The following is an 18,797-nucleotide window of genomic DNA, read 5'->3' as shown; positions in this document are numbered from 1 at the left end:
ACTGGACAAGCATCAATAATTGCTAGGTGCTAGCTGGAAGCGAACAGAACCAGGGTTAGCCATGTCTGCGCCTTCAACTCAAGCCCAAGCAATCCATTCGTTTTTCCAATCTTCAATAATGTCTGCATCCCATTCAATATCCCCCTCAAATCCTACTGGCGCTATTTCCGCCCACCTTCCATCTGAGGTATCAGTTGCAGAATATTGATACTCCCCCTATCCTCTCAATTTATAGAAGGATTTAGGGGGAGCAAAACGGGACATAATAGGTTCTAGAAGACGTGTGTGTATACGCTATGAGCAACGGGGCGGGGATGAAGTTATTCAATTAACTTTTGCACGCTTTTCCCCCAGGAGTCGCATCAGGATAAAAAGTAACGATTGCATCTCGACTCTTGACAAAAACCGCCTTATAAGATTTTTTAGTTTCATCATCCTGCACTGTTAAAATGCAAGCTCCCTGAGCATTCCCCTGCGCTTTCAATGCTTTTGTCGCATCTAATAACATTTCTTTGGCATCGCTGACGAGAGCATATCCTTTGATATTATCTCTCCAAGTTTGACCATCCTTTTTGATGAATACTCCTAAGGTATAAACTAACCCTGGAACGACTTCTTCTTTGTTCAAATTATTCGCAAGTCGTCCGCCAATTCCTTGCTCTTGCAGTTCCCGGTATCTGCCAAAAAAGTGCAGTCCGCCAATTTTCGTTGCCCCTTCTAGTTCACCACAAAATATATGTTCAAAGCCGCCTCTCTCAGACCAAGCAGCCGTTAAATCGTCGAGAAATTCTGCTTCTGTACTGCGGACGGCACGCAGTTCCCCACCCACTGCTTGTTGAATTTCACGCAGTACATCTCGATTTTCTAACATCAATCTTTTGAAAGCACTTGGCGTCACTTTGCTGCCAATCGCTCCGCAGGTTCTCAACACTGCTTGGTCAAAAGCATTGAGTTGGGGTAATGGCGGTGTGATGTCTGCTTTTTGCCCGCGTGGAAAGCCATGAAGCTCTGGATTATTAACATTATCAAAAAAGGGTAGTACCGATGTCGATGGCTGCGTTACGGTGCCAGAGTTCGGTTCAGGACTTGCATCTGTTGTGGGGGAAAAATTACCGCAATCAGCACTAACCCAGCGACGTTCTGGCTTAGCACCAGGGACTGCAAGCTGAATAAACTTTCGCTTTGGAGAATTGAAGCCAATTGCTTGATAACGCTGACCGTTTGAGACTTGGATATTACCCGGATTTATCCCGTTAATTGCTCGTGGTGCTACACAAGTGCGTGTAGCGGTGAAAGTTCCAGAGGGCGGGACTTGAGCGTAAGCAGCATCGATTGATAGTAGCGGAATGATTCCGAGCAAGAAAATGGCAATTCTAAGCATTGGGCTTGCGCCTAAACTAATAAAAAAATTACGTTGCATAATTGTTAAGGTAAGAACCCGTAAGATTACGTTAATAGATGAGGGCGTTGACAGAGTATATTCAAGCGTTTTTTATAAAAATCCGGACATTTATTGCCAGCTCCCGAAAGGATAAGATAATCATACTTTTCTAATTTTTTTAAACCTGGCAAGAGTTTATTTTACTTTACAGATAAAGTGTTAAATATTAATTTTGGCAAGGTAATAAATGGTCGCGCTTATGCTATTCTTGAAGTCTAAAATTCAGCTCTCGCTATGGCAGACTACGGCAGTTTAAAGAAGGCGATCGCATTGCTAGGGCAATCCCGCAGAGAGAAAAAGGCGAAGCAAAGATTTTTTACTTTTAGTTTATTTCTGTTAAGTTTTTATTGTGTAAGTGTTAGTTTTTACGGCTCCCAGATACTGGCGCAGCCAGCGCCGCAGCCACCCCTGGAGTTAAAGGACATTGATTACTGGGGGAGTTTGTGTGATTTATTGGGGGACGAGAAGAAATATGCAGAAGCCGTCGCGGCTTGCGACCAAGCGATCGCTCTCGATCCCAAAAAACCGAAAATCTGGACTGACCGAGTGGATGGGCTGCTAGGACAAGCAAAATACACCGAAGCCCTGGTTTCTGCTGATAAGGCTATCCGTCTCAAACCCGATTATTCCCTAGCTTTGGCGGATCGATGTATCGCCCTCGCCAACTTAGGCAAATATGAAGACGCGATCGCCTCTTGCGACAAAGCACTCAGAGGCGATGGAAATTGGGAGAACAATACGCCGCTGATCGCTTGGTATAACAAAGGATTAGCGCAAAGGAAGCTGGGACAGAACGCCGAAGCGATCGCTTCTTTCGATCAAGCCTTAGAAATTAAAGCAGATTATTCTTTAGCTTTAGCGGATCGATGCGCCGCACTTTCTGCGTCTGGGCAATATTCGCAAGCGATCGCTGCTTGCGATTTGGCGCTGAAAAGTGATGCTGATTGGGGCGCTGGGACTCCAGCCGTCGCCTGGTACAACCGAGGCGTGGCGCTGAAAAAATTAAGTCAGTACCAAGAAGCGATCGCTTCTTACGATCAAGCTTTGGCGCTGAATCCCACAGACGCCACCGCTTGGACTGAACATGGCGTTTTGCTGTCCCTGGTGGGTAAGTACGCCCAAGCACTCCCCTCTCAGGAAATGGCGGTTAAATTGAGTCCCACTTACTCTCTGGCGTTGGCGAACCAGTGCGCGACGCTAAACAAAGTCAGCAAGTACGAAGACGCCGCCGCCGCCTGCGATAAAGCATTGCAAGGAGATGGGAGATGGGGTGAGGCGAGTCCATCATTAGCCTGGGATCAGCGGGGGAATGCCTTAGCCGGACAAGGCAAGTACGAAGAAGCATTAGCCTCTCACGATCGCGCCATCGGTCTTAACCCTGATTACCCAGAAGCTTGGAACAACCGCAGCGTTACCCTGTGGTTTTTGGGAAGATACTCCGAAGCCATCGTTTCGAGCGATCGCGCCACCAGCCTTAATCCTAACTATGCCCAAGCTTGGTTCAACAAAGGCAGGATACTTAGGACAGTAAAAGACTATCCCAAGGCGCTCACCGCTTACGATCAAGCGATTAAAAGTAGCGATCCGAACTTCAATCAATCGCTGCTTGCCGATATCTGGGCGAACCGAACGGTGGTGCTATGGCATTTGGGAAGAAACCCCGAAGCCCTCGCCTCAAGCGATCGCGCGATTAGCCTCAATCCTGAATTATCACAAGCTTGGTATAACCGAGGCGTCGTGTTAGTCGCTTTAGAACGGTATGAAGAAGCGATCGCAGCTTACGCCCAAGCGATTCGCATTACGCCCAATGATGCGAATATTCTTGCCGGTCGAGGGGTTGCCCTCTTGTTGTTAGATCGGTTAGAAGAAGCGATCGCTGTCTTTGATGAAGTGTTGAAACTCGATCCAAAAAACACTTTAGCGTTGGAAAACAAAACCCTCGCAACGCAAAAATTGGAAGAAAAGAAGTTAGAAGAACAAAAATTGGAAGAGAAAAAGAAAAATAGTCTCCCGCCACCTAAAAAATTACCGATTAAGAAGTAATAAAAAAGGGGTGTATCTAATACGCCCCTTCTATCTATTTACAATGGCAATTGGCAGTACAAACGGTGATTTGTCAACTAGAAGCGGTCTGATTCATTCTGTAAGCTTCTGGTAGCTGCCACCAAGGAAGATGAGGATGTTCGTGATGTTCCTCGTGGTAGCCAAAATGATAACAGGTGATAAATGACCAGAAAACTGGCAGAGCATTAGTTTTGGCGCGATGAGGATCTGTATAACCCTCTTGTGGCTCTCGATGAGGCAGGAAAGTACCGAAAAAGAATAACTGTACCGAACTTAAAATTGAAGGAATCACCCAAAACAAAGTCAAATTCATTTCTGGGATCGGCAGGGTGAAAGCAATCAGGTTATAGAAAGCCATTAAAGCAAACAAGCGTGTCCAGCTCCAATAACCTTTCATAAAGTGAAAGTACCAGGCAAAAAAGTTTTTATGCTGACTGTTATGAAAATCCGGATCGAATTCGCTTGCTGGGTGCTGGTGGTGTACCCCATGCTTTTTCAATAACTCGTCAAAAGAAAAGAATCCATATAACAATAAAACGAATGAACCAATCAAGTTATTAATTTTACGGTTTTCAGGAAATACCACTCCATGCATTGCATCATGGGCGGTAATGAATAATCCTGTATAAAGAAACATTTGCCAAACGATCGCGGGGATTCTCCACACTGTAGGAATTTGCGACCAGTCAAGAGACATCAAGAAAACCAGACTGCTTGCCCAGATGCCAATAATAGTAAAAGCAATTACAAGTCCAATAATTGGATTTTCACTTCTTTGTATTCGCGGAAGTTTCGCTTGTTGCAGAGGTGCGTGTTCGAGCTGAATCATGCTTGTATAAATTTGTAGCTTTCCTTTCGAGCAAAAATTTAGGAGCTAATAGCGAAGCGATCGCTACCTTATCCTGAAGAACCTGCGATCGCGCTTGGTTTACAACGATACTCATCCTTCAAAAATCGGTTGAGTGCAAGTCCCTCTGGGAAGAAAACCTGTTGATGCTCGGTAGTTTGGATGAGATAGCGCTTCCTTTTTGTTAAATACTGTAAAAATAATATAACTATTGTAAAGGATAGCTGGTACTGCGATCCGAACCAGAGACGTTTAACCGCCGCCTCTGACTGCACCTCAGTGGCAACTTCATCGGATATTTGACTGTCTGGCTGGCAGATGAAGCCTTTATCTACAACTGCCAGCCAGACGAATCTTGCAAGTCAGTCATTAGCGGGTATAGGAAACCAGGTGCAGCACGTCCCGAACGACGCTGTAGCCTGCGAAATCCCAAAGTAGGTAAGCTAAAAAGCCGATCATCGCCAAGCGTCCGTTCCATAGCTCAGCTTGAGGATTCCAGCCAAACAGAAAGGCATTGCGGTCTTTGCCATTGTAGGCGCTAGCAACAGGTGGTAAATCAGTAGGGCGAGTCTGCATCGTTTACATTCCTTAACAAATTGATTACGCATACATCCTAACTACCCCATTAATCTCTGCTCTCTGTCTATAGTCCCAAACTGCATTTAATTCTCAAGGAAGATGTAAGGGGTTTTAGACAAAGTAATTTATATCACAAAGTTCATCGGATTTATGTGAGCAGAACTACAGCAGTTTTTATTAAAAACTCTGACGAAAGCTAGAGGATTTCCCAGTTTTTGTTGAACAAACTTAGAGAGCAAAGCACTATTATTTGAAATAACCGTATGGCTTCCACAGTACTAATTACAGGTGCTTCTCAAGGCATCGGCAAAGCAACTGCTCTCTTGTTTGCCCAGAAAGGATATGACTTAGTAATGGCGGCGCGTCAGGCTGACCGCTTGGAAGCGGCAGCACAGGAAGTGCGATCGCTTGGTCGAAAAGCTCTAGCCGTTCCCACCGATGTGAGAGACCCAGAACAGGTGAAAACCCTCGTTCAGAAGGCGCTGGAAGAATATGGCACTATCGATGTGCTGATCAATAATGCAGGTCGTTATATATCCGGGCCAGCAGACTCGTTTTCCCTAGACGATTGGCACCAGACGATAGACCTCAACCTGTGGGGATATATTCATACGATTCACGCCCTATTACCTCATTTTCTGGAGCGGAAACAGGGCACGATTGTTAATTTGAGTTCCATCGGCGGCAAAGTCCCCGTTCCTTATCTTGTGCCTTACAATACCAGCAAGTTTGCGGTAACTGGATTGACCGAAGCGCTGCACTCAGAACTCGCACCCAAAGGCATTCATGTTTGTGGAATTTACCCGAATCTAATCAAGAGTAGTTTGATGGAACGGGCAATCTTTGGAGGTAAGAATGTAGAAGATGCCCAAGCGCGTCGAGATCAGCTCGATCTGGTGCTGAGTACCCCAGTGGTGGAGAAGCCAGAGGATGTGGCAAAGGCAATTTGGGAGGCGGTGAAGCATCAGCGGGCTGAGGTGTTGGTGGGTTCCGCCAATCTATCGAAAGCCTCTTACAATATGTTTCCCGGCTTTATGCAGTGGGTGTTTCGGAAAACCTTCCAGCTCAAAGATAAGGAAGCATAGCCATATCGACCCTCATTCAGCAATCTGGGAAGAACCCCTCCCCGCAAAGGCGCTGTCTCGTCTTTGCGCCTTTGCGCCTTCGCGCGAAAAATATTTGTATATACTAACCGCGATAGTTATCTGGGTTCCCCAATTAAGGTGAATCCTGCCCAGTCTTTGGGATTGGGATTTTGTTGCTTAATTTTGAGCATGGCTTGGCGCAAGGCTTTGGCTTTATCGTCGTTCTGCTTCAACTGCTTGTAAAATTCACTCATTAACGCACCTGTGGGAGCATCTGGCGCAGACCACAAAGGCACGATCGCAGTCGGAACACCCGCTGCAATCAGAGAAGTAGACAAACCAATTACTCCATCGCCAGTTGTTTTACCCTTACCGTTTTCAACAGCAGTGAAAACGACTAATTCAGGACGCAGGTGTTGCTTTTTGGGTTGGGCAAAGGATTCCAGAATTTCCGCAGAAGTAAGTAAGCCATTATCGGAACCACCGGGAGAAAGTGCGATCGCACCGGGTACACCTTGGCGCTTCACATCATCCAGAATCGCATAAGTTCCGAGATGAACGCTCTTCGCTTTCCGCATCTGTTCCAAAACCGCCGCCTTTGTCGCCTGATTGCCAATTAGCAAAGATTTTGTCTTGAGAAAATCAGCGATTTCTAAGGCTTGCTGTTCTGCATTTGCTAGCGGCGGTAATGCTTTCGGTGCTTGCCCCAGTGCTGGTGCAATTCGCGGCATCACGGGATTTCCGACTACCAGACGATTGCCCCCAGAAGTTTTTCCTCGTTGTTCTTTGGTTAAAGCAAGTACCTGAATTGCCGGTGCTGTCAAGATCGTATGTTTATCGATCAGGGAGTTGCCATAAACATCTACTAAAGCCGCAAACGGAATCCGAAACATTTCTTTTTGCGGAATGAAGATAACACGGGCGTTTGGATCTTCTGGCAATAAATCGGCAATTGGTTTAATTAATAGTTGATGCAGTTGCAGCAACGGTTTGGGCTGAATGATTGGCGCTTTCGCCGGTGAGGAAGTTGCATTTCCGGCTGGCGCTGGTTCTGTTGCTCTGGGTTTCGGAGGATTGGCAGGCGCTTGCAATCCTAGAGATTCAGGAATTTTGGCAATTACATTTTCGATGGAAGAGACGGGGAAAATTGTATTTTGGGCACCCAGTTCGATGCGACGAAACGTCACTTCCCCACTAGGCGGAATCACCCAAACATAAAGTCCTTCATCGGGAATAATTGAATATTCAACAAGTGTGGCGTTTTCTTGTTTGGCGATTTTTTTAATTTCTTCAATCGTCGGGAAAGTCAGTTTCTTCGGCGCAGGTTTTAAACCCGATCCCACGGGTTCGGTAGATAACCGCAGCCGCAATAAATCGACAATCGACCTGATCCGCCCTTGTTCAGCCATTTCTAAGGCGGCAATCGGCTGTTTTTGAGCAATTAAAACTTGTTGCAAGCGCTGATAAGTCGTTGTTTGCGCGTCCAAATAGCGATTAGTGCTGCCTAAGTTGGCACGGATAGCATCCCAAGTTTTAACTGAATTGAGTAAGGTTTCTTTGGCTTCTTCTGGTTTACCTGATTTGAGAAGCGCGAATGCCAAATTATTCAGCGCCGTCCCTTCTGCTAAGCGATCGCCTGTTTTCCTCGCCGCCTCCAGGGGTTCTTGATACAGTGCGATCGCTTGCTCAAATTGCCCCGCATTTTGGTAAGCTTTTGCCAAATTATTCAGGGCAATCAGTTGCAATGCGGCATCACCACTTTTTTGAGCGATCGCAACTTGCTGTCTTCTGACTTCAATCGCTTCTGGATATTGCCCCTGTGCCTCGAAAGCGTCCGCAATACTGTTGAGAAAATACCCTTCTTCGGTGACATTGCCGCTTTTCCGAGCAATTAGCAACTGCTGCTGATAAAAGTCAATGGCTTCCGGGTATTGTCCCAAGGTGCGATAAGCTTCTGCCAGGTTATTGAGAGAATCCAGCACTGCATTCGGATTGCGGCTTTCTCGTGCCGCCGCTAGCTGTTCTTGGTAAAGGGCGATCGCTTCTGGATATTCTCCCTCTGATTCGTGAGCGATTCCCACATTCCCTAGAAAAGCTGCTTCTCGTTTTGGGTTGCCGATTTCTTGTCTCAGCTTTTGCGCTGCATCGCGAAAATCTTTTGCTTGTTTTTCATCCCCCAGATAAAAGTAAGCATTCCCCAAATTATCCAACACCTTAGCCGCGCCCGGTTGATCGCCGATGCCTTGCAGAATGTCTAAGCTCTGGTAGTAGAATGCAAGCGATCGCAAATATTGCCCTAACGTGAAGTAAGTTTCGCCAATATTCAACAGCACATTCGCTTCACCCGGGCGCGAACCGATCTCTTGGTAGAGTCTGAGTGACCTTTGCAAAGACTTTAAGGCTTCTTGAAATTGTCCCGTTTGATGCTGCCGAATTCCTAGTTGCAGCAGTTTGTCTGCGTTGAATTCGCTAGCGCTTTGCCTGTCAGATGTCTGGGATCGATTATCAATGGTGACGGGATCTGGTTTAACAACCTGTTTCGTTATGGCTGCTTTCTCTGTACGGGCGGTTTGTAAGCTTTTCCTGACACTTGCCCTGACACCACTGATAAAATCCTCGTCTCCTTGCGCCTGGGAATTCTTCAGGATATTTTCTCGTTCCGATGCTGCTGATAAGGGGGGGAATAAATAGAAAGGCGCGAGTAAAGACAAGACAGCCGCCCAAAACAGATAAAATCCCTTTTGACTGTTTAACTTTTCCTGTTTTTGAGGGAACAATAGAAGAAAGTACCTTAGGAAAATTTTCATACAATCGTGGATAAAAAAACAGTTACGCCATTGGTGATTATTTTAGCTTTGATGTTTATTGGTTTTGGCGATCGCGTTCTGCCCAAACCCTTAAGCACAGCTAGTTTCAACACCCGAACCGCTTTGAATAATTCTTTACTGGGATTATTTCCCACCAAGAAACCCAGAAATGTTTACGAGCGAACCGAAAAAGCGATTGAACAAGAGGAAAAAGGAAGCAAATAGTCAATTGGTAATGGGTTAGTGGAGAATGTTTATTCCCATTATCCATTACCGATGACAGGGCGTCAGAGCGCATTCATAAAGAAAAATGAAAGTTGTCGGTAAGCCGATTTTTTCCCATATAAAACTTTACACATACTTGCTAAGCAGCAATACTTTCCGGTTAGTGCTGCAATCCTTGGGGAGAAGCTGAATTAAAGCATCAAAAGAATAAATTAGTATTGCAAAAACTTAAAAACCCGCTCTCTTTAAAGAAAGCGGGTTTTTATCCAAGGTTAAGTTTCCTGTCTAACGGCTTATACTTTCTTCAACCAGCTAAACATTGCCCGTAAATCTTTGCCAACTTCCTCAATAGGATGTTCGGCTTCCTGACGCCGCATCGCTGTAAATCCGGCTTTTCCAGATTGATTTTCTAGCACAAATTCACGAGCAAATTGACCCGATTGAATTTCTTGGAGAATTTTCCGCATCTCAGTGCGGGTTTGGTCGGTGACAATCCGAGGTCCACGGGTCAAATCGCCATACTCAGCAGTATTGGAGATACTATCGCGCATTTTGGCTAAACCGCCTTCCACAACCAAGTCAACAATCAGTTTGACTTCATGGAGACATTCAAAATAAGCCAATTCCGGCTGATAGCCAGCAGCAACAAGCGTTTCAAAACCCGCTTTAATCAGCGCACTTAAGCCGCCGCAAAGCACAACTTGTTCGCCAAATAGATCGGTTTCAGTTTCTTCCCGGAAAGTCGTTTCTAAGATTCCGGCACGAGTACCGCCGACACCTTTCGCGTAAGCCATCGCGCGATCGCGTGCTTGTCCCGTGGCATCTTGATACACCGCAAATAAACAAGGTACACCTTCACCCTGTTCGTAAGTGCGTCGCACCAAATGTCCTGGCCCCTTCGGTGCTACCATCACCACATCTACATTCTCAGGCGGGACAACCTGACCAAAGTGAATATTGAAGCCGTGGGCAAAGGCTAATACCTTTCCTTCGGTTAGATGCGGCGCAATTTCATTGGTATAAACTGTTCTTTGTGCCTCATCAGGCAGCAGAATCATAATGAAATCAGCCGCTGCGGCAGCATCAGCGACCGTGTGGACAGCTAAACCAGCTTCTTTCGCTTTTTGAGCCGACTTACTACCCGGATACAGCCCGACAATGACATTCATGCCACTATCTTTGAGATTGAGGGCGTGGGCGTGACCTTGAGAGCCATAGCCGATGATAGCAATGGTTTTTCCGCTTAATAAATCTAAGTTGGCATCGTTGTCATAATACATCCGGGCCATAGGGGCAACTCCTTGGAGCAAGCATCTTGAGTAGTGCAAACTCTTAATTCTATCAAACTACGTCAAGATCACCCTAGGCTTAGAAAATTGGTAATGGGTAATTGTTAGTAGTCGCGAGTCCTTGGTTTGTTGCGACTGACCCATGACCAATTACCCATTATCCATTCGTCAAGACTTCACTAACGTCCACTCTAAAAGGTCGATCGGTGCTTCTTGAAGTGCGTGCGTGAGTTCATCATTTGAGTCGAATTTCACTTGGCTGAGATAGCACGCTTCCACATTTACCGTAAACTTTTCCTCTTCAAAAGGCCAAGGCTTCACGGTGAGATTCCCATCGCTACGTTGCACCACATCATAGCGCTTTCCGTCTGGCCCCTTGCTAATTTCCAAAGCCCGCTCACCAGCAGGCAACTCGTGGTTGCAGAGGATGAGTGAGAAGCGATCGCACCATTGCATAAATGCATAAGCTTTATCGGCTTCCTTTTGGGTAATCTTCAACCCCTTAATCCATTGCTTTTGATGCTCTTTTTGCTCATCCAGAAATTTGTCCAATTCTGGCGACTCTCCCCGTTTCCCTTCATTGAGAAAGCTGGTATGCATCGAAATCAACAAAGCTACCCAGCGTCCTCGGTAGCGGGAATTCTGCGTCAGTGTAGCCAGCTTTTTGAGATCCGTTTTCTTGTCGAGGGTAAAGTCCAAGGGTGCCCCCGCTTCAGTGAGGTGATTTCCTTCCCACTCGCGTTCTAAGTCGTCGTGATGGGAAATTGCCGCCACCGTCTCGATCAAGCGTTCTGGGCGATCTTTTTGGTGCCAGTGACCCGCTATTTGAGCAGCTAGCAAGGCATGGGCGCGATGATAAATTACTTCCCAACCATTTTCAACTAAGTTAGCAATCACGAAAAACAGTCCTTTTTTCCTCGAATTCTCGATCTAGTGTGAAGTAAATTAACAAAGCACGTATCTAGCTTAGGGAAGCCGTTAGATGCGATCGCGCTCATCGGATTAGAGAAAGTATCGTCGCCCTTTCCTATCACCGCAACACCCTGTGTTGCATAAACCGCAACAATCAGCGTGCCCCTTTTTTCAGTAAGGCATACTGGCAATAACTAAATTGGGGGTTATGCAATGAACGGCTCACTTCATCCAAAGCTAAAACCTTCTTTATTCTTAAGCGCCTTGCTGGGAGGCATCGTTTTAACCAGTTGTGCCTCTTCTTTTGAACAAAAGACACAACTGGCGCAACTCGCGCCTACCGCCCCAAATTCAGAGCCAATGGCAAATTCAGCAGCCGAAGCCGGAGCCGTTCGCTCCCAAGACATAGCAAGCCCTGCTGGGGCGAAGGCTCAGGTGCCTCGCCAGCGCCCCCAATTGAGCAAAAATGCCGAACTATCGGTGAGTGTCAACTCCATCGAAAAAAGCACTGAAATCGCCTCCAAAATTGTTAAACAACAGCAGGGGGACTTACTAAAATTCCAAGAGCAAAAACCCAAAGACGAAAACGCCCGTCACACTGCATCCATGCAAATTCGGGTTCCTCAAGAGCAGCTCGAAACCAGTCTCGATTTCTTGGCAAAACTGGGAACCGTACAGCGCCGCACCCTCACCGCTGAAGATGTTACCGATCAACTCGTGGATAACGAAGCCCGACTGCGGAACCTGCGGAAACAGGAAAGCACCTTACTCAAAATTATGGAACGCTCCGGCTCAGTGGGGGATGTCCTGAAAGTTGCCAACGAACTCAGCAACGTGCGGCAAAATATCGAACAGCTGGATGCACAATTGAAAAGCTTACGCAGCCGAGTCGCCTACTCTACCATTACCCTAACTTTAGAAGAAGCGATCGCAGGTATTCCCCCAGCGCGACCTTTAGGTTCAGACGTTCGGGAAACTTGGAACCAAGCAACTCACTCCTTGGGCGAACTCACCACCAGCTTGATCCGGTTGGCGATTTGGTTAGCAGTTTTCAGCCCGTTTTTGCTGGTGTTAGTGGCGGTTCCCGTTGGCTATCACCGCTTCAAACAGCAGCGATCGCAATCATCTCCTCAACCGTCCGAACCCCCGCACGCCGGTTAATCTGTGGGTTTATCAATCTTAATTTTAGGAATTGGGGAAACTGCTATTCGCCCCGAAAGACCGTTAAAACAGGATGAATCCAGAACGACACAGATTTATTTGTACTTAACGGTACGACACGTTTGCTGCTGGGGATGGCAAGATGGAAGGCGAAGCGGAAGCGTTGCTAGACAGCTGTATGCCAGAATTGCGAGTATCAATTGCTCAGCACTATCACGAGCGGACTAAATACGATCCCCAGACGCTCGCCTCTAAGAGCCAGGGGCTGGACTGGGAGCGTCAACCAGTGCCTTTTAAAGACTACAAAATTGGCTCAACCTATGACCTGAAGCCCTATTTAACAGAAATACCAGAGGCGTTAGTCGATGAGGGCGAAAAAACCCAAGCATGGCGTCGCCTGTCGCGGCTGCTGTTTTGCAGCTATGGCTTGACGGCTAAAGTAATGACAATGGGAAATCCGATGTATCTGCGGGCAGCCCCCTCCGCCGGGGGATTGTACCCCGCGGAGATTTATTTAATTTCCCGTGGGACGCCGCTTTTACCACCCGGACTCTATAACTATCAGCCTCAGAGCCATTCTTTAATTCATTTTTGGGAAAGTGATGCCTGGAAAGCGCTGCAAACAGCTTGTTTTTGGCATCCGGTGTTAGATAGTACCCAATTGTGCCTCGTCACCACAGCCGTCTTCTACCGTTCTGCTTGGCGCTATCAAGACCGAGCTTATCGGCGGATTTTTTTGGATACGGGGCATCTGCTGGGCAATATTGAGCTGGCGAGTGCCTTGAATGACTACCGCCCTCACTTAATTGGGGGGTTTGCGGATCGGGCAGTGAATGAGTTACTTTACCTCGATCCAAAGGAGGAAGGAGCAATTTGCGCGATCGCTCTGGCAGACTTGCTGGATGTGAAACAAAACTTGCCCCTCAGCCCAACTGCATTGCCCTCTGTCACCCAAACGGACTATCCTAATATCCCCGATGGTGAATTGCTCGGCTACTGCCACCAAGCAACGCAGATTGAGGAAACCCAGCAGATAACGGGCAAAACGCCCATCTCACAAGATGTCCTGCAACCGCCAACTCCCGATGATAAATACAACTTTCCCTTCTGTCTCAAGGTTTCAACCGTCACGACGCCAATTGATTGGGCAGCAAATTTGCACGACTTGGAAACAACCATTCTCAAGCGGCGCTCGACTCGTGCCTACACGGGGGAAGATCTAACTCTAGAGGAACTGAAAGCTTTATTAGATTTCACCTACCAACCCCAGCACTACATCGACCAAGGTTTAGATAGCTCTCCAGACTATTTTGATTTAAATTTAATCGAAACCTTTATCGCCGTGTCTGGGGTAGAAGGACTGGAGGAAGGCTGCTACTATTACGCACCGAAAGCTCAGGAATTGCGGCAAATCCGCTTTAAAAATTTCCGCCAGGAATTGCACTATCTGTGCCTGGGGCAAGATTTGGGTAGAGATGCGGGAGCGGTGCTATTCCACACAGCAGATTTGAAAACAGCAGTGGCGCAGTATGGCGATCGCGTTTATCGTTATTTACACATGGATGCCGGTCATTTAGGGCAACGGCTGAATTTAGCCGCCATTCACCTTGGTCTAGGCGTCAGCGGCATCGGCGGCTTCTTTGATAACCAGGTGAATGAAGTTTTGGGTATCCCTGCTGATGAAGCGGTTGTGTACATCACCACCTTAGGGCGTCCGAGATAAAGGCAAGTAAAAGGCAAAAGGAAAAAGAAAAAATCGTTGTAAATTTTAAGATTGCCCATTGATTTTTTCAATCTCAAATCTAAAATTTCTTTTTCCTTTTGCCTTCGTTAATTAGGCATTTCATAGAGGAAAAAGAAGATGGCATGGAACCCAGAAACGGTCGAAAATAAAATTGGCCTCCGTTTCAAAGACAAGAACCTACTCCGCCTCGCCCTAACCCACACCTCCTTTGCCACCCAAATCGGCGAATCTGGGCAAGACAATCAGCGGTTAGAATTCCTCGGCAAGGCGATTCTCAACTTCGTGGTTGCTGACTACCTTTACGAACGCTGCCCCTATCTAGAGGTCAGCAAATTTTCAGTTTTGCAAGACAAGCTCGTTGAGGGAGAAAGGCTAACCAAGCTTTGGTTCCAATTAGGGTTAGGAGAAGACCTGTTGCTGGGTTCGGGTGAAGACTGGAACCTGCTGCGCCAGAAGGTGAATAACCCCTTTAAAGATGCATGTGAAGCGTTATTAGGTGCAATGTACCTCGATCGTCGTTTCTCGCAGACGCAGAAATGGATCGTCAAGCACTTAATCGCTCCGGTTCTGGAGCATCATCTTCAGAACTTGAAGGAGCGTAAGCAGCCGAATAAACAGTTAGAATTTTTGGGCGACGGGATCATCAATGCTGCTGTCTCCGATTACCTGTATCGCAAATTTCCCCACATTCGTACAGGCATTCTCTCCACTTTGCGAAAGCAGCTGATCAACTCTCACAAGTTAGCTCAATTGAAGTCTCATCTGAGGTCGGAAGACTCAATTTTACTAGGGCGAGAGTCGGAAAAAATTGGCAGTTTATCGTTCAAGGCAATATTAGGGGAAGTCTACAATTACCATGAACGTAGCTTCTCTGATACGTGTAATTGGTTTAAGCGCTTTATCCAAGAAGATGAAGTTTTTACTCTGGCAATCCCGTTACTTCTGGAAGACGGAAAACACAAGGAGTGGATTATCAAGAAAGTCATGGGATATGAAGGTCAGCGATACAAAGAAGGCGTAGAACGCTTTAATCAGCTGATGGAGCGGGAAGTTTCTTAAAAAGTCAGGACTTACGCACGAGTAACGGAAAAATGAACCGCGTTTGCGGAGCCTGCGCGTTAGCGCTTAGGCACGAAGGAATAAGAGTTTGAGAGAGTTTTTGCGTAAGTCCTAAAAGTGCTAGATACTGTTAGCGTAGCGGCGTACTTGCGGACTGATCGACTTATTCTCTGTTCCAGGAGCAGTCTGGAAGAGAAAATATAGAGCGGATATACGACTTTTGTAGTGCGGAAACTGCCTTGTGCGGGGGCGCTGTAGATGTTGATATCAGATAATCTTGGAAGGTGACTCGGTAGAATATCTGCTGACCTAATGGCAAGTCAGCCAGGTAAATCCGTGCTGTGAAATCGCTGTTTTCCAGGGCAGCGGGTTGTGGGACCCGCTGCACATTCCGGAATGACTCGGTATATCGAATATTTCACAATCATGCGTCCAGGGCGATTACAACGGCTCCATACGACGGCGCTGTTACCTGTGATGTCGCCGCTAGCAACCCCAAACGGGATTTGCGGACGCATCTTATCCGATGTCACAATAGCAGGGGCAGCGACTTGTGCTTGTCCAGATTTTGATAATAAATCTGCGGCAACGATCCCGCCTCCAGTCAGGGTACAGCCAAGTAGAAACCGACGACGGTTCAGCCGCGATCGCAGTTTTCCTTCCATGAACTGAAAATTATTAGTTATAACCGATACATAGAGTTGAATAAAAATCGGAACCCAAACACGACTCTGTATGCTTACGTATAAGGATGTTGACCGGAATTTGGCTTCTCCGTATTTAGACGGATATTTACATAATCTTTACAATTTTTCTGGAAAAACTCGGAGGAACTTTGAAGATTAAGCAAAGATGTCCGTTGATTGATAATCGGATTTCAGAGCGATCGCTTAAAATATAACGGAAAGAAACCGGAAAAATTACGTGTATTTACGTAAACAATTTTTAGACTCATAAGCGAAAATGAGCGGAAGTAGATAAGTTTTATCTAACCAAAGGCAATTCGACTTGGGGTGCGCTGATTTTTTTCCCGCGAACATTTGAACCTCGTAAGTAGGTAGGAGTTATGACTACAGTTCTGGTGGTGGAAGACAGTCACACGCAACGGGAGATGATCTCACGCCTCCTTCAAGAGAGCGGGCTGAGTGTTACTGTGGCTTGTGACGGTGTCGAAGCGCTGGAGCAAATGGAGGGCAATTGTCCGGATTTAGTGGTGCTAGATATTGTGCTACCCCGGATGAATGGCTACGAAGTTTGCCGTAAAATTAGAGCCGACTCCAAAACCCAGAAGGTAGCTGTGGTGATGTGTTCAGCCAAACGGGAAGAATTCGATCGCTACTGGGGAATGAAGCAAGGCGCAGATGCCTATATTTCTAAACCTTTTGAACCCCACGAGCTAGTCGGAACCGTTAAACAATTGCTGCGAGAAACAAGTGTGAGGAACTAAGTTGGGCAGAGGGTGAGCAATGCCTTACTCTCCTTGTCCATAAGTTCGTTGATAAAGCCGCGATCGCACGCGGTTACACATGATTTCGTCTAAGCAAAGCCATCCCCATTCTGGCTTCAAGTGAGGTCGCTTGTTTGGGGTAATAATTATCATTGAATGGGCAATTAGACCTAGTTGGTAAACGACGATCGGCAAACGTGACTCTGGCAGCAAATGCATCGCAAAGCTGCACACAATCAAACTATAATGCCGGTTGTTGAGAATTCCAGAGGCAATGTCCTCAAAAGTATAGGGTTCAGCTTCTTTACCCGTGCGATTTAAATAGGCGTTGTAGGTATAGGGATCGATGCCATCAATGTTGGTACATCCTAAACTTTGCAGCGCTAAAGTTACTTCGCCGCTGCCACAAGCTAAGTCTAATACTTTGTGAAAATCTAGCTGCCACTGACTGGCTGCAAGTTGCAAAACTTTTTGAATGGCAGACTCTTGAGGATTTCGGTATTCATCTCCAAATTGTTCGTAGAAACCTTGGACGCTATATTGTTCGTATCCTTTCCGAATGGCTTGGAGCTGGTTAGGAGAACTGGATTTGCCTGAGTTTTGTTTGTGCTTGTGCATAATCTCAAATTGTCTGTATCGTGATTACACCCTTAGCCTGAATATGGCTATACAAACAATTAGCCCTACCTACGGGGGCTACAGAATAATGCATTTTGGTAATAGAGACTTCTGAAAAACTCATTACCTATTTCCCAATACAAAATCGGCTAAAAATGCGATCGAGAACCGATTCTGTGACTTCCTCGCCGGTGATTTCTCCTAAAGCTTGAATGGCACCCCGCAAGTCAATTGTCCAGAAGTCAAGAGGGAGTTGATCGGTAATCGTAGCCAGCACTTGTTCCAAAGAAGTTTTAGCCCTCGTTAGCGCCGCTGCTTGCCGCTGGTTAATCGCTAAATCCAAGTCGGCTGCCTTGAGGTTGCTGGTGTGTACGGCATCCAAAATGGCTTCTTCTAGGGCGTCAATGCCTTGGTTATGGGCGGCTGCGGTGGGTACAACCCGATGAATAGTGTCTGGGAGGGAAAATTCTGGAATCTCCCCAACCAGGTCAACTTTGTTAATCACTAAAATGAGGGGGCGGTGTTGTACCTGTTCGTAGATTTCTCCATCAGCGGGCGTCCAACCGGCTTGGGCATCAATGGTGAGTAGTACCAAGTCAGCGGCTTGAGCGGCATCGCGCGATCGCTCAACCCCAATCTTTTCCACCACATCAGCGGTATCCCGAATCCCGGCAGTATCTAGCACTTGCACGGGAATTCCACCGACCACCAGAGTCGATTCTACAACGTCGCGAGTGGTGCCGGGAAGGTCGGTGACGATGGCGCGATCGCTCCGACTCCAAGCATTCAGCAAACTCGATTTCCCGACGTTGGGACGCCCGACAATTGCCACTTTTAAGCCAGTGCGGAGGAGTTCGCCTTGTGCGGCAGTTGCCAAGATTTTTGTAGTTTCTGCCAATATCTGCTCGATTTGGGCGATGATATCCGCCTCATCCAACGGTGGCAAGTCTTCCTCAAAGTCGATTCGGGCTTCAATTTCTGCCAAGATGTCGAGGCAAGTGGTACGCAGGGAGCGAATCGGCTTTTGCAACTTCCCTTGCAACCCGGCAAGCGCTGATTGAGCCGCTTGAGGCGATTTCGCTCCCACGAGATCGGAAATACTCTCCGCCTGCGTCAAATCCAAACGCCCATTCAGAAACGCCCGCAGGGTAAACTCTCCCGGCTGTGCTAATTTTGCCCCCGCCTCCAAACACAGCTGCAATACCTGCTGCACTGGCATAATTCCGCCGTGGCAGTGGAACTCTACCACATCTTCGCGGGTGTAGGAGCGAGGCGCTTGCATCATCAACAACAGTGCTTCATCTACCACATCATGCGTCTGGGGATGGCGCACATATCCGTAGAGGATGCGGTGAGATTCCCACTGCTGCTTCCCTGGTGCGTGGAAGAGGGTACGCGCGATCGCGATCGCTTCCGCTCCCGATACGCGCACAATCCCCACACTCCCCTGCTGGGGAACAACAGCGGTAGCGATCGCGGCAATTGTTCCCCCCTGCACAAACGTTTCAGACATCTTGCC

General features: G+C 47.2%; 17 protein-coding genes. 7 read left to right on the top strand and 10 right to left on the bottom strand.

Translation table 11 applies throughout. The features are described from left to right. Positions 1-328: 328 nt before the first annotated feature. Positions 329-1,381 (bottom strand): EndoU domain-containing protein, encoded by a 1,053-nt coding sequence (locus NDI44_RS25715; protein ID WP_190410166.1) that lies wholly within the window; start codon positions 1,379-1,381, stop codon positions 329-331. A gap of 294 nt (positions 1,382-1,675) precedes the next feature. On the opposite strand from NDI44_RS25715, the gene NDI44_RS25710 reads away from it, so the two are divergent. After that, positions 1,676-3,484: a tetratricopeptide repeat protein gene (locus tag NDI44_RS25710; RefSeq protein ID WP_190410165.1), complete on the top strand. Its 1,809-nt coding sequence runs from the start codon at positions 1,676-1,678 to the stop codon at positions 3,482-3,484. A 73-nt stretch (positions 3,485-3,557) separates the two neighbouring features. Here NDI44_RS25710 and crtW read toward each other — a convergent pair whose 3' ends face one another. Both crtW and NDI44_RS25700 read right to left on the bottom strand, forming a co-directional pair. Next, the gene (gene crtW / locus NDI44_RS25705; protein WP_190410164.1) at positions 3,558-4,334 is read right to left on the bottom strand and encodes a beta-carotene ketolase CrtW; all 777 of its coding nucleotides are present in this window, start codon (positions 4,332-4,334) and stop codon (positions 3,558-3,560) included. A 387-nt stretch (positions 4,335-4,721) separates the two neighbouring features. Further along, positions 4,722-4,928 carry a chlorophyll a/b-binding protein gene (locus NDI44_RS25700; RefSeq protein WP_190410163.1) on the bottom strand — a complete coding sequence of 69 codons (207 nt, stop codon included), beginning with the start codon at positions 4,926-4,928 and terminating at the stop codon, positions 4,722-4,724. Positions 4,929-5,194: 266 nt separating this feature from the next. Between NDI44_RS25700 and NDI44_RS25695 the strand changes: the two genes are divergently transcribed. Further along, positions 5,195-6,016: an SDR family oxidoreductase gene (locus NDI44_RS25695; protein ID WP_190410162.1), complete on the top strand. Its 822-nt coding sequence runs from the start codon at positions 5,195-5,197 to the stop codon at positions 6,014-6,016. A 116-nt stretch (positions 6,017-6,132) separates the two neighbouring features. On the opposite strand, the gene NDI44_RS25690 is transcribed toward NDI44_RS25695, so the two are convergent. After that, positions 6,133-8,793, bottom strand: a complete 2,661-nt coding sequence (locus NDI44_RS25690) for a CHAT domain-containing protein (RefSeq protein WP_190410161.1) — start codon at positions 8,791-8,793, stop codon at positions 6,133-6,135. 36 nt (positions 8,794-8,829) lie between these two features. Between NDI44_RS25690 and NDI44_RS25685 the strand changes: the two genes are divergently transcribed. Then, positions 8,830-9,048 (top strand): hypothetical protein, encoded by a 219-nt coding sequence (locus NDI44_RS25685; protein ID WP_190410181.1) that lies wholly within the window; start codon positions 8,830-8,832, stop codon positions 9,046-9,048. A 293-nt stretch (positions 9,049-9,341) separates the two neighbouring features. Here the strand turns inward: NDI44_RS25685 and ilvC are convergent, their stop codons facing one another. Next, positions 9,342-10,337 carry a ketol-acid reductoisomerase gene (ilvC, locus tag NDI44_RS25680; protein ID WP_190410160.1) on the bottom strand — a complete coding sequence of 332 codons (996 nt, stop codon included), beginning with the start codon at positions 10,335-10,337 and terminating at the stop codon, positions 9,342-9,344. 168 nt (positions 10,338-10,505) lie between these two features. Next, positions 10,506-11,234, bottom strand: a complete 729-nt coding sequence (locus NDI44_RS25675) for a DUF3891 family protein (protein ID WP_190410159.1) — start codon at positions 11,232-11,234, stop codon at positions 10,506-10,508. 228 nt (positions 11,235-11,462) lie between these two features. Here NDI44_RS25675 and NDI44_RS25670 point away from each other — a divergent pair, with 228 nt between their 5' ends. From NDI44_RS25670 to NDI44_RS25660, 3 genes are all read left to right on the top strand, one after another. Continuing rightward, a complete protein-coding gene (locus NDI44_RS25670; RefSeq protein ID WP_190410158.1) occupies positions 11,463-12,410 on the top strand; it encodes a DUF4349 domain-containing protein in 948 nt (315 codons plus the stop codon). A 178-nt stretch (positions 12,411-12,588) separates the two neighbouring features. Further along, positions 12,589-14,133 carry a SagB/ThcOx family dehydrogenase gene (locus tag NDI44_RS25665; RefSeq protein WP_190410178.1) on the top strand — a complete coding sequence of 515 codons (1,545 nt, stop codon included), beginning with the start codon at positions 12,589-12,591 and terminating at the stop codon, positions 14,131-14,133. Between the two features lie 138 nt (positions 14,134-14,271). Continuing rightward, positions 14,272-15,213 carry a ribonuclease III domain-containing protein gene (locus NDI44_RS25660; protein ID WP_190410157.1) on the top strand — a complete coding sequence of 314 codons (942 nt, stop codon included), beginning with the start codon at positions 14,272-14,274 and terminating at the stop codon, positions 15,211-15,213. A gap of 163 nt (positions 15,214-15,376) precedes the next feature. Here NDI44_RS25660 and NDI44_RS25655 read toward each other — a convergent pair whose 3' ends face one another. Further along, entirely contained in the window at positions 15,377-15,601 is a 225-nt protein-coding gene (locus NDI44_RS25655) for a hypothetical protein (RefSeq protein ID WP_339380684.1), read from the bottom strand. Then, positions 15,534-15,878 carry a hypothetical protein gene (locus NDI44_RS25650; RefSeq protein ID WP_190410156.1) on the bottom strand — a complete coding sequence of 115 codons (345 nt, stop codon included), beginning with the start codon at positions 15,876-15,878 and terminating at the stop codon, positions 15,534-15,536. Before NDI44_RS25650 ends, NDI44_RS25655 begins: the two co-directional genes overlap by 68 nt. Positions 15,879-16,279: 401 nt before the next feature. On the opposite strand from NDI44_RS25650, the gene NDI44_RS25645 reads away from it, so the two are divergent. Beyond that, on the top strand, positions 16,280-16,660 hold the full coding sequence (locus NDI44_RS25645; RefSeq protein ID WP_190410155.1) for a response regulator: 381 nt from the start codon (positions 16,280-16,282) through the stop codon (positions 16,658-16,660). Between the two features lie 24 nt (positions 16,661-16,684). Here the strand turns inward: NDI44_RS25645 and NDI44_RS25640 are convergent, their stop codons facing one another. Next, complete coding sequence (locus NDI44_RS25640; RefSeq protein WP_190410154.1) at positions 16,685-17,278, bottom strand: class I SAM-dependent methyltransferase; 594 nt, start codon at positions 17,276-17,278, stop codon at positions 16,685-16,687. A gap of 127 nt (positions 17,279-17,405) precedes the next feature. Then, positions 17,406-18,791: a tRNA uridine-5-carboxymethylaminomethyl(34) synthesis GTPase MnmE gene (mnmE, locus tag NDI44_RS25635; protein WP_190410153.1), complete on the bottom strand. Its 1,386-nt coding sequence runs from the start codon at positions 18,789-18,791 to the stop codon at positions 17,406-17,408. Between the last annotated feature and the right edge of the window lie 6 nt (positions 18,792-18,797).

Origin of the sequence: Trichocoleus sp. DQ-A3 (assembly GCF_039961975.1) — a bacterium.
Lineage (GTDB): Bacteria > Cyanobacteriota > Cyanobacteriia > Cyanobacteriales > FACHB-T130 > FACHB-T130.
Note: the sequence above shows the minus strand (reverse complement) of the source record. Positions and strands in the feature narration are given on the sequence as shown.

Excerpts from the sequence above, each read along its gene's own strand:
- NDI44_RS25715 (WP_190410166.1), bottom strand. The coding sequence starts at position 1,381 with ATGCTTAGAATTGCCATTTTCTTGCTCGGAATCATTCCGCTACTATCA.
- NDI44_RS25710 (WP_190410165.1), top strand. The coding sequence starts at position 1,676 with ATGGCAGACTACGGCAGTTTAAAGAAGGCGATCGCATTGCTAGGGCAA.
- crtW (WP_190410164.1), bottom strand. The coding sequence starts at position 4,334 with ATGATTCAGCTCGAACACGCACCTCTGCAACAAGCGAAACTTCCGCGA.
- NDI44_RS25700 (WP_190410163.1), bottom strand. The coding sequence starts at position 4,928 with ATGCAGACTCGCCCTACTGATTTACCACCTGTTGCTAGCGCCTACAAT.
- NDI44_RS25695 (WP_190410162.1), top strand. The coding sequence starts at position 5,195 with ATGGCTTCCACAGTACTAATTACAGGTGCTTCTCAAGGCATCGGCAAA.
- ilvC (WP_190410160.1), bottom strand. The coding sequence starts at position 10,337 with ATGGCCCGGATGTATTATGACAACGATGCCAACTTAGATTTATTAAGC.
- NDI44_RS25670 (WP_190410158.1), top strand. The coding sequence starts at position 11,463 with ATGAACGGCTCACTTCATCCAAAGCTAAAACCTTCTTTATTCTTAAGC.
- NDI44_RS25665 (WP_190410178.1), top strand. The coding sequence starts at position 12,589 with ATGCCAGAATTGCGAGTATCAATTGCTCAGCACTATCACGAGCGGACT.
- NDI44_RS25660 (WP_190410157.1), top strand. The coding sequence starts at position 14,272 with ATGGCATGGAACCCAGAAACGGTCGAAAATAAAATTGGCCTCCGTTTC.
- NDI44_RS25650 (WP_190410156.1), bottom strand. The coding sequence starts at position 15,878 with ATGGAAGGAAAACTGCGATCGCGGCTGAACCGTCGTCGGTTTCTACTT.
- NDI44_RS25645 (WP_190410155.1), top strand. The coding sequence starts at position 16,280 with ATGACTACAGTTCTGGTGGTGGAAGACAGTCACACGCAACGGGAGATG.
- NDI44_RS25640 (WP_190410154.1), bottom strand. The coding sequence starts at position 17,278 with ATGCACAAGCACAAACAAAACTCAGGCAAATCCAGTTCTCCTAACCAG.
- mnmE (WP_190410153.1), bottom strand. The coding sequence starts at position 18,791 with ATGTCTGAAACGTTTGTGCAGGGGGGAACAATTGCCGCGATCGCTACC.